The organism is Kitasatospora sp. NPDC023176 (assembly GCF_055560495.1).
This window is the reverse complement of record NZ_JBVHIP010000005.1, coordinates 163818-177669: the sequence shown is the minus strand read 5'-3', so window position 1 is coordinate 177669 and position 13852 is coordinate 163818. Positions and strand designations below refer to the sequence as shown.

The 13852-nt window shown below is 71.2% G+C and carries 11 protein-coding genes, 1 tRNA gene and 1 pseudogene; 6 read left to right on the top strand and 7 right to left on the bottom strand.

Annotated features, from left to right (window positions below):
• Window positions 1-145: 145 nt before the first annotated feature.
• The 4 genes from ACZ3YL_RS10460 to dnaK all read right to left on the bottom strand — a co-directional run bounded on the left by ACZ3YL_RS10460 (window position 146) and on the right by dnaK (window position 4473).
• Complete coding sequence (locus tag ACZ3YL_RS10460; protein ID WP_188307444.1) at window positions 146-658, bottom strand: heat shock protein transcriptional repressor HspR; 513 nt, start codon at window positions 656-658, stop codon at window positions 146-148.
• 49 nt (window positions 659-707) lie between these two features.
• Window positions 708-1862 (bottom strand): molecular chaperone DnaJ, encoded by a 1155-nt coding sequence (gene dnaJ / locus ACZ3YL_RS10455; protein ID WP_188307438.1) that lies wholly within the window; start codon window positions 1860-1862, stop codon window positions 708-710.
• A 146-nt stretch (window positions 1863-2008) separates the two neighbouring features.
• Window positions 2009-2629 (bottom strand): nucleotide exchange factor GrpE, encoded by a 621-nt coding sequence (gene grpE, locus ACZ3YL_RS10450; protein ID WP_188307439.1) that lies wholly within the window; start codon window positions 2627-2629, stop codon window positions 2009-2011.
• Complete coding sequence (dnaK, locus tag ACZ3YL_RS10445; RefSeq protein ID WP_188307440.1) at window positions 2626-4473, bottom strand: molecular chaperone DnaK; 1848 nt, start codon at window positions 4471-4473, stop codon at window positions 2626-2628. The genes grpE and dnaK overlap by 4 nt, the downstream gene beginning before the upstream one ends.
• 408 nt (window positions 4474-4881) lie before the next feature.
• Here dnaK and ACZ3YL_RS10440 point away from each other — a divergent pair, with 408 nt between their 5' ends.
• From ACZ3YL_RS10440 to ACZ3YL_RS10425, 4 genes and pseudogenes are all read left to right on the top strand, one after another.
• Complete coding sequence (locus ACZ3YL_RS10440; protein ID WP_188307441.1) at window positions 4882-7104, top strand: (Fe-S)-binding protein; 2223 nt, start codon at window positions 4882-4884, stop codon at window positions 7102-7104.
• A gap of 292 nt (window positions 7105-7396) precedes the next feature.
• A pseudogene (gene manB / locus ACZ3YL_RS10435) lies at window positions 7397-8461 on the top strand (mannose-1-phosphate guanylyltransferase); the annotation flags it as partial.
• 326 nt (window positions 8462-8787) lie between these two features.
• Entirely contained in the window at window positions 8788-9723 is a 936-nt protein-coding gene (locus ACZ3YL_RS10430; RefSeq protein ID WP_465656604.1) for a Yip1 family protein, read from the top strand.
• A 187-nt stretch (window positions 9724-9910) separates the two neighbouring features.
• A complete protein-coding gene (locus ACZ3YL_RS10425; protein ID WP_188304336.1) occupies window positions 9911-10801 on the top strand; it encodes an alanyl-tRNA editing protein in 891 nt (296 codons plus the stop codon).
• A 120-nt stretch (window positions 10802-10921) separates the two neighbouring features.
• Here ACZ3YL_RS10425 and dcd read toward each other — a convergent pair whose 3' ends face one another.
• Window positions 10922-11497, bottom strand: coding sequence for a dCTP deaminase (dcd, locus tag ACZ3YL_RS10420; RefSeq protein WP_188304335.1), 576 nt, complete (start codon window positions 11495-11497; stop codon window positions 10922-10924).
• Window positions 11498-11569: 72 nt separating this feature from the next.
• On the bottom strand, window positions 11570-11791 hold the full coding sequence (locus ACZ3YL_RS10415; RefSeq protein WP_188304334.1) for a hypothetical protein: 222 nt from the start codon (window positions 11789-11791) through the stop codon (window positions 11570-11572).
• 276 nt (window positions 11792-12067) lie between these two features.
• Between ACZ3YL_RS10415 and ACZ3YL_RS10410 the strand changes: the two genes are divergently transcribed.
• Window positions 12068-12141, top strand: a tRNA-Gly gene (locus ACZ3YL_RS10410).
• Window positions 12142-12210: 69 nt separating this feature from the next.
• Here the strand turns inward: ACZ3YL_RS10410 and ACZ3YL_RS10405 are convergent.
• Window positions 12211-12993, bottom strand: coding sequence for an alpha/beta fold hydrolase (locus ACZ3YL_RS10405; protein ID WP_465656601.1), 783 nt, complete (start codon window positions 12991-12993; stop codon window positions 12211-12213).
• A gap of 221 nt (window positions 12994-13214) precedes the next feature.
• On the opposite strand from ACZ3YL_RS10405, the gene ACZ3YL_RS10400 reads away from it, so the two are divergent.
• Window positions 13215-13796, top strand: coding sequence for a hypothetical protein (locus ACZ3YL_RS10400; protein ID WP_188304332.1), 582 nt, complete (start codon window positions 13215-13217; stop codon window positions 13794-13796).
• Window positions 13797-13852: the final 56 nt, after the last annotated feature.

Genomic DNA, 13852 nt, shown 5'->3' with positions numbered 1-13852 from the left:
GAGCTTGGGCTGCAAATCCCGTGACCTGTGACCGTGTGGTGTGCCGGCCAGCTTGTCAGAGTGTCACTCTCTCACCAACACCCAGCCGCCGGCACCCCCCGAACAGGAGGGAGCCGGCGGCTGGTGGGGCGAGCGGTGCCGCGGGTCAGCGCTTGGGGCGCCAGACGACGAGGGCGCTGGATTGGGGGGTGGGGGGCTGGTAGGGGACGAGGTCGCGGCGGTAGGAGGCGTGGACGGCGGCCTCGCGCTGCTGGAGGGCGGTGGCGGCGCCTTCGAGGGAGTCGGCCAGTTCGGTGATGCGGGCCTGGAGGGCGGTGACCTGGTTCTCCAGCTCGATGATCCGCTTGATGCCGGCCAGGTTGATGCCCTCGTCCTGGGAGAGCCGCTGGACCTCGCGCAGCTGCTGGATGTCGCGGGCGGAGTAGCGGCGGCCGCGTCCGGCGGTGCGGTCGGGGCAGACCAGGCCGAGGCGGTCGTACTGGCGCAGGGTCTGCGGGTGGAGGCCGGAGAGTTCGGCGGCGACCGAGATGACGTACACCGGGGTGTCCTCGGTGAGGACGTACTGCGGCGGGGCGGTGGCGCGGCGGGGGCGGCGGGGGCCGTTGCCGGGCAGGCCTTCGCCGAGACCCGGGCCGGGGCCGATGGGACCGCCGTCCATCGGGTCCATCGGGTTCATCGGGTTGAGGGGGTTCGGGGACATCTGGTCGTCACGCTCCCTTCGCCGCCCGGAAGAGAGCGGCTCGCGGGTCGTCGGAGGCGGTGGCCTCGCGGTACTGCTCCAGAGCGTTCAGCGCGTCGCCGGTGACGTGCTGCGGCACCACGACCTCGACGGTGACGAGGAGGTCGCCGCGGGTGCCGTCCTTGCGGGTGGCGCCCTTGCCGCGGGCGCGCATGGTGAGGCCGTTGGCGCTGCCCGGGGGGAGCTTGAGCTTCACGGCGGGGCCGTTCAGCGTGGGCACCTCGATGGTGGCGCCGAGGGTGGCCTCGGGGAAGGTGACCGGGACGGTGACGGTGAGGTTGTCGCCCTTGCGGCCGAAGACCGGGTGCGGGTCGACGTGCACGGTCACGTAGAGGTCGCCGGGCTGGCCGCCGCGTTCGCCCTGGGCGCCCTTGCCCTTGAGCCGGATCCGCTGGTCGGCCTGGACGCCGGCCGGGATGCGGACCTGCATGGTGCGGGCGGAGCTGGCCCGGCCGCTGCCGTGGCAGTCGGGGCACGGGTCGTCGACGATCATGCCGCGGCCGCGGCAGTCCTTGCACGGCTCGGAGAGCGCGAAGGCGCCCTGGCCGCGGCTGACGGTGCCGGCGCCGACGCAGGTCGGGCAGACCCGCGGGGTGGTGCCGGACTTGGCGCCGGTGCCGTTGCAGAGTCGGCAGGGGGCCTGGCTGGTCATCCGCAGCGGGACGGTCGCGCCGTCGACGGCTTCTTCGAAGGAGAGCGTTACTTCGGTCTCGACGTCGCTGCCGCGCCGGGGCTGGGCCTGCCGCGTGCCGCCGCGGTTGAAGAGGCCGCCGAAGACGTCGCCGAGTCCGCCGCCGCTCCCGCCGCCCTGGTTGCCGTTGAAGAGGTCGCCGAAGTCGAAGCCGTAGCTGCCGGTGCCGGGGCCGCCGGTGCGGAAGCCGCCGTTGGCGAAGAGGCTGCGGGCCTCGTCGTACTCCTTGCGGCGCTTCTCGTCCGAGAGGACGTCGTAGGCCTCGGAGATGTCCTTGAAGCGCTCCTCGGCCTTGGCGTCACCCTTGTTCGCGTCGGGGTGGAACTCGCGCGCCAGCTTGCGGTAGGTCTTCTTGATCTCGGTGGCGGTGGCGTCCTTGGGCACGCCGAGGACCTTGTAGTAGTCCTTCTCGACAAAGTCCTTGCCGCTCATGGCTTCCGCCACCTCCCGATGTCCATCGTCACTGCGCTGTCAACAGCCTCTGGAAGAAGTGCTGCTGACAGCGCGCTGCGGAGCCGGCCGCCGTACTGGCCGGCGTACGACTCCGCAGCGCACTGGTTGTCAGCTGTCACAGGTTGTCAGCTGTCCGAGTCACCGTCGGACTTGTCCGGGTCGGCGGACTTGGCCTCGGCGTCCGGGCCGGGCGTCGTCTGGGTGCCGGGCTGGGGCTCGGCGACGGCGACCATGGCCGGGCGGATGATCCGCTCGCCGATGCGGTAGCCGGGCTGGAGGATCTGCACGCAGGTGTCCTCGGTGACGTCCGAGGAGTAGCTGTGCATCAGCGCCTCGTGCTGGGTCGGGTCGAAGGGCTCGCCCTCCTTGCCGAACTGCTGCAGGCCCAGCTTGGCGACGACCATCTCCAGGGAGTCGGAGACGGACTTGAAGCCGCCCGTCACCTCGCCGTGCTCGCGGGCGCGGCCGATGTCGTCCAGGACGGGGATCAGGGACTCCAGGATGTTGGAGACCGCGATCTCGCGGACCGTCAGCCGGTCGCGCTCGACCCGCTTGCGGTAGTTCTGGTACTCGGCCTGCAGGCGCTGCAGGTCCGCGGTGCGCTCGGCCAGCTCGCGCTTGGCCGCGGCGAGTCCCTCGGAGCCTTCGCCGGCACCGCCGGCCGCGGCCTCCTCGGCAGCCTTGATCACGGCCTCCTCGGCGGCGGATTCGTCGCCGGGCTTACCGCCCTGCGGCTTGTCCGTCATGCCGACGCACCGCCCTTGGGCTTCTCGTCGTCCACGATCTCGGCGTCGACGACGTCGTCCTCCTTGGCGTGGGTGGACTCGCCGGCCGCGGCGGCACCGGCACCGGCGGCGTCGGCGTTGGCGTAGAGCGCCTGGCCGAGCTTCTGGGCGGTGGTGGAGACCTTCTCGGAGGCCTCGCGGATCTTCGCGATGTCCTCGCCCTTGAGGGCTTCCTTGAGCTCGCCGATGGCGGTCTCGACCTCGGTCTTGACGTCGGCCGGGAGCTTGTCGGAGTTGTCGGCGATGAACTTCTCGGTCGAGTAGACGAGCTGCTCGGCGGAGTTGCGGGTCTCGACGGTCTCGCGGCGCTTGTGGTCGTCCTCGGCGTACTGCTCGGCCTCGCGGCGCATGCGGTCGACCTCGTCCTTCGGCAGCGAGGAGCCGCCGGTGACGGTCATCTTCTGCTCCTTGCCGGTGCCGAGGTCCTTCGCGCCGACGTGCATGATGCCGTTGGCGTCGATGTCGAAGGTGACCTCGATCTGCGGCAGGCCGCGCGGCGCCGGCGGCAGGCCGGTCAGCTCGAACATCCCGAGCTTCTTGTTGTACGCCGCGATCTCGCGCTCGCCCTGGTAGACCTGGATCTGCACGGACGGCTGGTTGTCCTCGGCCGTGGTGAAGATCTCGGAGCGCTTGGTCGGGATCGTGGTGTTGCGCTCGATCAGCTTGGTCATGATGCCGCCCTTGGTCTCGATGCCGAGGGACAGCGGGGTGACGTCCAGCAGGAGGACGTCCTTGACCTCGCCCTTGAGGACACCGGCCTGGAGCGCGGCGCCGATGGCGACGACCTCGTCCGGGTTGACGCCCTTGTTGGCGTCCTGGCCGCCGGTCAGCTCCTTGACGAGCTCGGCGACGGCGGGCATGCGGGTCGAGCCACCGACCAGGACGACGTGGTCGATCTCGGAGAGCGAGATGCCGGCGTCCTTGATCACGTTGTGGAACGGGACCTTGCAGCGCTCGAGCAGGTCCGCGGTCAGCTGCTGGAACTGGGCGCGGGTGAGCTTCTCGTCCAGGTGCAGCGGGCCCTCGGCGGAGGCCGTGATGTAGGGCAGGTTGATCGAGGTCTCGGAGGACGAGGACAGCTCGATCTTGGCCTTCTCGGCGGCCTCGCGCAGACGCTGCAGGGCCATCTTGTCCTTGGACAGGTCGACGCCGTGGCCGGACTGGAAGACCTTCACCAGGTGGTCGACGACGCGCTGGTCCCAGTCGTCACCACCGAGGTGGTTGTCACCGTTGGTGGCCTTCACCTCGACGACGCCGTCGCCGATCTCCAGCAGGGAGACGTCGAAGGTGCCACCGCCGAGGTCGAAGACCAGGATGGTCTGGTCGTCCTTGTCGAGGCCGTACGCGAGGGCGGCCGCGGTCGGCTCGTTGACGATGCGCAGGACGTTGAGGCCCGCGATCTCACCGGCCTCCTTGGTGGCCTGGCGCTCCGAGTCGTTGAAGTACGCCGGGACGGTGATGACGGCGTCGGTGACGGTCTCGCCCAGGTAGGCCTCGGCGTCGCGCTTCAGCTTCTGCAGCACGAAGGCCGAGATCTGCTGCGGGTTGAAGTCCTTGCCGTCGATGTTGATCTTCCACCCGGTGCCCATGTGGCGCTTCACCGAGCGGATGGTGCGGTCCACGTTGGTGACCGCCTGGCGCTTGGCCACCTCGCCGACCAGAACCTCGCCGTTCTTCGCGAAAGCGACGACGGACGGCGTGGTCCGGGCGCCCTCGGCGTTCGTGATGACGGTGGGCTCGCCACCCTCGAGAACGCTGACGACCGAGTTCGTCGTACCGAGGTCGATGCCGACCGCGCGTGCCATCGTAAATACCTCCACGGAAGAGTTGAGCTTTACGGGCTCAAGGATGCACGACTCGACGGGGAGCGTCAACAGCTATGAGTGCGTGGCACTCAACTTTGCTGATGCCCGTCCTGAGCTCGGGGGCGGTCCGGGGGTCCGGGCGGACGGGCGGGCGGACGGCCGGGGCGGCGGGCGTGCGGTCACGTGACTGCCGCCATAGCTTGGGAACCTTCTGGAGAACTGTTGCGCACCGGTAATGTCCGGGCCGTCGGCCCGGCAAGTTACCGACCAGTACAATCACTTCGGAAAACTGCGGAACCGCAGAACCAGCAGAACCAGCGGAACCGCAAAGCCGCAGACACTGCTCAACCGCAGAACCAGCAGAACCGCAGACACTGCTCAACCGCAAGCCGCAGGAGACGGAGAGCGATGCAACTAGCAGCGATCGTCATCTCGCTGGTCACGTTCGTGATCGGCACCGCGCTCGCCCTCCGTGCGGCGTGGCACATCTTCAGGGTGGTACTGACCGGCGCGCCGGACTCCACCCGCTTCGGGAAGCCCGCCCAGCGCGTGAAGACCGTCGCGACCGAGTTCTTCGGCCACACCCGGATGAACCGCTGGGGGATCGTGGGCATCGCCCACTGGTTCGTCGCGGTCGGCTTCTTCAGCCTGGTGCTGACCATCGTCAACGCGATGGGCCAGCTCTTCGACGCCGAGTGGGAACTGCCGATCATCGGCGACTGGATGATCTGGCAGCTCTTCGTCGAGCTGGTCGGCACCCTGACCACGCTGGGCATCGCCACCCTGATGGTGATCCGGCTGATGAGCCTGCCGTCCCGGTCGGGCCGCAAGTCCCGGTTCGCCGGCTCGATCGCCTGGCAGGCCTTCTACGTCGAGTACACGATCCTCGGCATCGGCATCTGCATCCTGATGCTGCGCGCCCTGGAGGGCGCCCTGGCCGGCGTCGACTCGTACGGTCCGGAGCACCTGGTCTCGTACCCGATCACCTCCGCGCTGAGCGGCCTGTCGCACGGCACGCTGGAGAACCTGGTCTACCTGTTCGCGATGCTGAAGATCTGCATCTCGTTCGCGTGGGCGGCCACCATCGGCCTCAACCCCTCGATGGGCGTGGCCTGGCACCGCTTCCTCGGCTTCTTCAACATCTACTTCAAGCGCGAGGAGGACGGCGGCACCGCGCTCGGCGCGCTCCGTCCGATGACGAGCAAGGGCGAGCCGATCGACTTCGAGGACCCGGCCGAGGACGCCGTCTTCGGCGTCTCCCAGGTCGAGCACTTCTCCTGGAAGGGCATCCTCGACTTCTCCACCTGCACCGAGTGCGGCCGCTGCCAGTCGCAGTGCCCGGCCTGGAACACGGGCAAGCCGCTGTCGCCCAAGCTGCTGATCATGAGCCTGCGCGAGCACGCCTACGGCAAGGCCCCGTACCTGCTGGCCGGTGGCGGCAAGGACATGGAGGGCACCGAGCAGGCGACCGCCGAGCAGCTCAAGGACGTCCCGGCGGCCGCGCTGGCCGAGGCCGAGCGCCCGCTGATCGGCACCGCCGAGGAGAACGGGGTCATCGACCCGGACGTGCTGTGGTCCTGCACCACCTGCGGCGCCTGCGTCGAGCAGTGCCCGGTGGACATCGAGCACATCGACCACATCGTCGACATGCGCCGCTACCAGGTGATGATCGAGAGCAACTTCCCGACCGAGGCCGGGACGATGCTCAAGAACCTGGAGAACAAGGGCAACCCGTGGGGCATGGCCACCAAGGCCCGCCTGGACTGGGTGAAGGAGCTCAAGAAGGAGACCGGCATCGAGGTGCCGGTGATCGGCGAGGACATCGACCCCGCCGAGGTCGAGTACCTCTACTGGGTCGGCTGCGCCGGCGCCCTGGAGGACCGCGCCAAGAAGACCACCAAGGCCTTCGCCGAGCTGCTGCACACCGCGGGCGTGAAGTTCGCCATCCTCGGCAAGGAGGAGACCTGCACCGGTGACTCCCCGCGCCGCCTGGGCAACGAGTTCCTCTTCCAGATGCTCGGCGCGCAGAACGTGGAGACGCTGAACGCCGCGCTGGAGGACGCCCCGACCAAGCGGATCGTGGCCACCTGCCCGCACTGCTTCAACACCATCGCCAACGAGTACCCGCAGCTCGGCGGGCACTTCGAGGTGATCCACCACACCCAGCTGCTGCAGCACCTGATCGACGAGGGCAAGCTCGTCCCGGTCAACCCGGTCGAGGGCCTGATCACCTACCACGACCCCTGCTACCTGGGCCGCCACAACAAGGTCTACAGCCCGCCGCGCGAGATCATGGACAAGGTCCCCGGTCTGCGCCAGCAGGAGATGCACCGCCACAAGGAGCGCGGCTTCTGCTGCGGCGCCGGCGGCGCCCGGATGTGGATGGAGGAGCGCATCGGCAAGCGGATCAACACCGAGCGCGTGGACGAGGCGCTGTCCCTCAACCCGGACATCGTCTCCACCGCCTGCCCGTTCTGCCTGGTGATGCTCTCCGACTCGGTCAACGGCAAGAAGAACGAGGGCGCGGCCAAGGAGCACCTGAAGGTGGTCGACGTGGCCCAGCTGCTGCTCGACTCGGTGAAGGCGACCCCGCCGGCCGAGGCCGAGGAGCCCACGACGGTGGACGCGTAACCGCGATCGCTGTTCGACAGTTCTGTTACAACCGCCCGGCCCGGTGGACGCCGCCAACGCGCCCGCCGGGCCGGGCTTTTCGGCGCCCGGGCGACGGCCGGCGGTACGGCGGGCGGACGGCGAGTGACGCTGATCGCACGACCGCCGGACGGGCATCCGGTCGGAAGGAAATACAGTAGGCGCCGGACCGGCTGCGAGCCGGTCTTCCCGTTCAGGACGGGTTCAGACCACCGACGGAGGCATCGGCCCGCCGGGCCGGGCCGCAGAGAGCACAAGGGGAACAGCGCAGACCATGACCGAGGCGATCATGCTCGTCGGTGGTAAGGGCACGCGACTGCGTCCGCTGACCACCCACACCCCCAAGCCGATGCTGCCGGTGGCCGGTGTTCCGTTCATCGCGCACCAGCTGGCCCGCGCGGCCGCCGCCGGGGTCACCCGGGTGGTGCTGGCCACGTCCTACCTGGCCGAGGTGTTCGAGGACCACTTCCAGGACGGCACCCCGTACGGCATCGAGCTGGTCTACCTGACCGAGCGCGAGCCGCTGGGCACCGGCGGAGCCATCCGCAACGCCGCCTCCGGGCTGACCTGTGGCCCGGACGAGCCGGTCCTGGTCTTCAACGGCGACATCCTCTCCGGCCTCGACATCGCCGCCCTGCGCGACGGCCACGTGGCCGCCGGGGCCGACGTCACGCTGCACCTCACCCGGGTGGAGGACCCGCGGGCCTTCGGCCTCGTCCCCACCGACGCCGACGGGCGGGTGCTGGAGTTCCTGGAGAAGCCGGAGACGCCGGAGCAGATCGTCACCGACCAGATCAACGCCGGCTGCTACGTCTTCACCCGGTCCGTCATCGACCGCATCCCGGCCGGCCGGGAGGTGTCCGTCGAGCGCGAGACCTTCCCCGAGCTGCTGGCCACCGGCGCCCTGCTGCGCGGCGTCGTCGACACCTCGTACTGGCTGGACCTCGGCACCCCGGCCGCGTTCGTCCGCGGCTCGGCCGACCTGGTGCTCGGCAAGGTCGACTCCCCGGCCGTCCCCGGCCCCACCGGCGACGCCCTGCTGCTGCCCGGCGCCACCGTGCACCCCGGCGCGGTGCTCAGCGGCGGCACCGTGGTCTCCGCGGACGCGGTGATCGAGGCCGGCGCCATCGTCGAGGGCAGCGTGATCCTGCCCGGCGCGCTGATCGGCCCGGACACCCTGGTCAAGGACTCGATCGTGGGCGCCTACGCCACCGTCGGCGACCGCTCGGCGCTGGACGGCGCCGTGATCGGCGACGGCGCGATCGTGGAGTCCGACAACGAGCTGCCGGGCGGCATCCGGATCGCCTGCGGCACCCTGCTGCCGGTCGGCGCAGTCCGCACCACGGCCGGCCCGGGCGGCTGCCCGGCCGGCACCGCCGCGGCCGCCGCGGTGCACGGGCCGTCGGTCAGCGCCCAGCGGTAGCCGCCCCTCGCCCCCGCACGGCCGCGCGGACGACTTTCGGACCCGTTCGTCTCAGGCTCGCTGCAAACCGGCCCCGGCTTCGTCCGGGGCCGACGCGCACTGGGCCGGACGGGTACCTTCGGAGCGTGGCTGGTAATCGATACGACAGCGGTCAGGGCGCCGACCGTCCGCACGGCGGATGGCCGGCCCCTCCGCCGCCGCCGGCGGCGGCGCCCGGGGGGTACGGGCGGACGGACGGGCCCGTGGACGGGCCCGAGTACTTCACGGCCGCGCACCCGACGGTGGCGGCCGGCGGGCCCGGGGGTCCTGGCAGGCCTGGTGGTCCCGGGGGTCCCGGGGGCACCGTCGGCGACGGGTACGACCCGTACCCGGCCGACCGGCCCGGCGACACCCGGGCCTTCCCGGTCGGCGACCCGTACGGGCAGCCGCCGCAGCACGGCCAGGACCACGGCCACTACGGCCAGTACGGCCGGCCCCCCGGCCCGGGCCCGTACGACGACGGCGGCTACGGGCAGCAGCCGCCGTACGGCCAGGAGCCCCCGTACGGCGGCGGCCCGGACCAGCAGCCCCCGTACGGCCAGGACAACGTCACCGTCTACCGCGCCGGCGGCCAGTCGGCCCCGCACGTCAGCGGGCCCCGGCCGCAGTGGCGCGAGCTGTTCGTCGGCATCTTCCGCACCCCGACCGCGATCTTCGACCGCACCCGGGACCACCAGGTCTGGCTGCCCGCCCTCACCGTCTCGCTGACGTACGGCGTGCTCGCGGTGCTCGGCCTCGGGCTGACCCACGACGACATCGTCAACTCGACCTTCTCAGTGGCCCTGACCGGCCTGCTCGCCGCCGCCATCGGCTTCACGGTGGCCGGCACGGTCTTCGGCGCGGTCACCTACGCGCTGGCCCGCCAGCTCGGCGGCGACGGCCCGTGGAAGTCCACGGTCGGCCTGGCCGCGTTGATCGGCTGGCTGACCGACGCGCCCCGGCTGCTACTCGACCTGGTGCTGCCCTCCGGCAGCATGGTCGTCCAGGTGGCCGGCTGGGCCACCTGGGGGCTCTGCGCGTACCTGCTGACCAGCATGGTCCGGCGGGTGCACGATCTGCCCTGGGGCAAGGCGGCGGCCGCCTCGGCGGTGCAGCTGCTCGCGCTGCTGGTGCTGATCAAGCTGCCGACGCTGGGCTGATCGGGCTCCCGGGACCGGGCCGGGGGCCGGCAGGCAGAATGGTGGGCGGATCCGACCGGAAGGCCCGGGGCCGCCCACTGTCGCCTTCCCGTCCGCTTCCGCCTGTTCCCGCTCGTTCCCGCTCGTTCCCGTTTGTCCCCGCCCGTTCCCGTTCGTTCTTGTTCCTCCACCAGTACCGGAGCCAGCCATGACCCTCCCCACCACCCACGTCAGCTTCCCGGCCGGGGCGGTGACCGGAGAGTCGCCGGTGCTGGCGGTGCACCCGCTGGCGGACGGTCGGTACGCGGTGGTGACCGCGGCCACCCCGTTCCACCCGCTCGACCACACCTGGCCCGACCAGCCGGCCGACCACGGCACCCTCACCGTCGACGGCACCGAACTGGCCGTGGTGGACTGCCTCACCGGCGCGGTCGGCCCGGACGGCGGCGCGCCGCTGGTCGGCGCCGAGATCCCGGTCAAGCGCGGGGACGAGGAGTGGTCCTGGCTGGTGCTGCACGTCCTCGCCGCCGACCCCGGGGACCTCACCGGCCGCACTGCCGTGCTCACCGTCGACGCCGGGCGCCGGGCCGCCCTGAGCGCCTCGCACAGCGGGTGCCACCTGCTCGCCCTCGCCCTCAACGCCGCGCTCGCCCCGCGCTGGCGCAAGGACCCGGGCCGCTCGGACGCCTTCGGCAACCCCGACTTCGACAGCCTCGCCATGGCGAGTTCGGTGATGGACACCGAGGCCAGCACGGACACCTACCGGCTCGGCAAGTCGCTGAAGAAGAAGGGCTTCACCGTCGACGCCACCGAGGAGTTCCCCGCCCTCGCCGACGCCCTGCCCGCCCTCACCGAGGCCGTCAACGCCCGGCTCGCCGCCTGGGTCGCGGCCGACGCTCCGGTCCGGATCGAGGTCCCCGGCCCCGAGCTGACCGCCCGCCGCCAGTGGCACTGCGAGCTGCCCGAGGGCGGCGCGCGGATCTTCTGCGGCGGCACCCACCTGCACCACCTCGGCGAGCTCGCCGAGCTGCGCACCGAACTGCGGCTGTCCGAGGACGGCGCCGAGCTGGTCGCGGTCACCAGCCCCAAGCGGGCCTGACACCCCAGGCGGGCCTGATGCCCCAAGCGGCCCGACGGGCGGGCCGTGGAAACGCCGCGGGCGGCCATCCCCCTTCGAGGGGACGGCCGCCCGCCGTGCTTGCACTCCGTCGTGGTGCGGTCAGACCTCGCTGCGGTGGAAGTTCAGGTACGAGCGGGACGGCGTCGGACCGCGCTGGCCCTGGTAGCGCGAGCCGTAGCGCTCGGAACCGTACGGGTGCTCCGACGGCGAGGAGAGCCGGAACAGGCACAGCTGCCCGATCTTCATCCCCGGGAAGAGCTTGATCGGCAGCGTCGCGACGTTCGACAGCTCCAGCGTCACGTGGCCGCTGAAGCCGGGGTCGATGAAGCCCGCGGTGGAGTGGGTGAGCAGGCCCAGCCGGCCCAGGCTCGACTTGCCCTCCAGTCGGGAGGCCACGTCGTCGGGCAGCGTGATGACCTCGTACGTCGAGGCCAGCACGAACTCGCCCGGGTGCAGGATGAACGCCTCGTCGCCGTCCGGCTCGACCAGCCGGGTCAGGTCCGGCTGCTCCTCGGAGGGGTCGATGTGCGGGTACTTGTGGTTCTCGAACACGCGGAAGAAGCGGTCGAGGCGCACGTCGATGCTCGACGGCTGGATCATCGCCGGGTCGAACGGGTCGACGACGACCCGGCCCAGGTCGATTTCGGTCCGGATGTCCTTGTCAGAGAGCAGCACGCTTCGAGGTTACGTGCACGACGGGGCCCCGGACGAATCCGTCCGGGGCCCCGGGTGTCCTCCCGCCGGCCGTCAGGCCAGGAACTCGGCGGCCTCCAGCCGCATCGCCTGCGCCAGTTGGGCCGTCGACAGCTCCCGCACGTCGGCCAGCACCGAGCTCCGGAGCCGTCCGCACTGCGGACAGCGGATCAACCGTCCGGGCCCGAGTCGCCCGGGGCCGAGGTTCTGCATCGGGAACGTGGTGGTGCTGAACAGGTGCCCCTCGGCACAACGAACGACGGCGCGCTGCTCCATCGATCCCCTTCCCATCCCTAACCAGTACTCACCCGTACTCATCGCGCCCCGGCGGCCAGGCCCCGGGACAGCGTCACATTAGGGGATGTTCCGGACATTCCACACCATGGCTCGCCGCCCCGACCCCACGCCCACCGGAGCACTCACACGCGGCCCAAACAGTACGCCCCCGCCCACCCCCCACCCGGCTCCGCCACGGCCCGGACCGGCCGTGCAACCACAGTCACGGATGGGGTACAGTGACACTGGATCGAGCGGTCTCTGACGGCTCATCAGGCGGGCGTAGTTTAATGGTAGAACATGAGCTTCCCAAGCTTAGAGCGCGAGTTCGATTCTCGTCGCCCGCTCCATGCAGAAAGCCGCAGGTCATCCGACCTGCGGCTTCTTTGTTTTGGGCCGCGGCCGGGGGCGGGGCCGGGTCAGGTGGTGGCGAGGAAGTCGCGGACCGTCTTGGTGAAGGCGGCGGGCTGTTCGGCGAGGGCGATGTGGCCGGTGTCGAGCTCGGTGTAGGTGCTGGTGGGGAGTGCGGCGTGGAGGCGGCGGGCGTTCTCGACCGGGATGGTGGCGTCCTGGGTGCAGCCGATCACCAGGGTGGGGGCCTGGACGTGGGGGAGGTGCGGGGTGAGGTCCAGGGCGAGGTCGAGGGCGATGTGGCGCAGGGTGCCCGGGGTCGGCCGCATGTAGGCGGTGTTGGCCTCGACGGCCTCGCGGCCGATGCCGTCGAGGAAGCCGCGGCTGAAGGCGGTGAGGGTGGCGTAGCCGCCGAAGGCGGTGGGGTGGTCGGCGAGGGAGAGCCAGGTGGCCATCGAGAGCCGCAGGTACTCGTCCTGTTCGGCGCTGATCCAGCCGGCCGCGGCGACCAGGCGGCGGACCTGGTCGGGGCGCTGGGCAGCGGCCGCGGTGGCGATGACGGCGCCGAGTGAGAAGCCGAGGAGGTCGACGGGGCCGCGGTCGGCGTCGTCGATCACGGCGTTGACCTGCTCGGCGAGGGACTCCAGGGTGAGCGGGCCGCCGTCGTCCTCGGCGGCTTCGCTGCCGGAGAGGTCGGGCAGCAGCACGGTGTAGCGGTCGGTGAAGGAGTCGAGCAGGCCGTCCCACATGCCGGAGCCGGGGCCGGTGCCGTGGACCAGGACGAGGGTGTCGGGGGCGTCGCCGACGATGCGGTAGGGGATGCGGGCGGTGCCGACGGTGATGGTGGGCATGGCGTGGTTCCTCCTGGTCTGGTCCTGCCGGGGCCTCGGTGGTCCTTGGCGGGCCCTGGCGGCATGAGAAGTAAACTACACGGTGCAGATTAGTGATTCAACTGCACCGTGCAGTGCAATTCGGAGTGGGCCGGTTGCGGAACTGTCCGTGCCCGGCCACCGTCCAACCAGTGACGGAATGCCTGCCCGGGTTGAACGCCGGGAGGAGTACGGAGGGCCCTGTGCAGTCAGGTGGTGCCGAACTGAACCTCGGATGCCCGGACGGCTTCCGCGGCGGCGCGTCGGCCGCGCCGGACTGGTGGCCGGTGCTGGCCCCGGATGTGACGATTGGTCAACTCGACGCGGCGGAGCACTGCGAGACCCTGCTCCGGGATACCATGGACGCCGTCCGGCCGGCGCCGGTCTGGCAGGAGACGGTGCCGCGGGCCGGGGTGCGGCTGTCGGCTCCGGGGCGACGGGGGCCCGAGGTGCTCTGGTACGTCACCCGCGGACGGGATCTGCTCACCGTCGTATCGCCGGGCCGGCGGCGGGAGTTGGCGGCGGTGGTGGAGCGACAGTGGCGGCGGCGCGGGTGGACGATCACCTCGCTGAACGCCGGGCAGGACCGCCCCGGAGTGGCCGCCACCACCCCGGACGGTTCCCGACTGGTGCTCTGCTTCGGCGAGTTCGGCGACATCCGGCTGACCGCGAGTCTGCTCGGGGTGGCCTGTTCGGAGCGGATCCCCACGCTGCCGGGGGCCGGTGAGCCCGACCCGGCGCCGCTGCCCCATGTGTACTGCGCGTACTGGAGCGCGCTGGTCTGACCGGGCGGGGGCGGGTCACGGGGGAGGCGTGGGGCGGGGCCCCCCCCCCCCCCCCC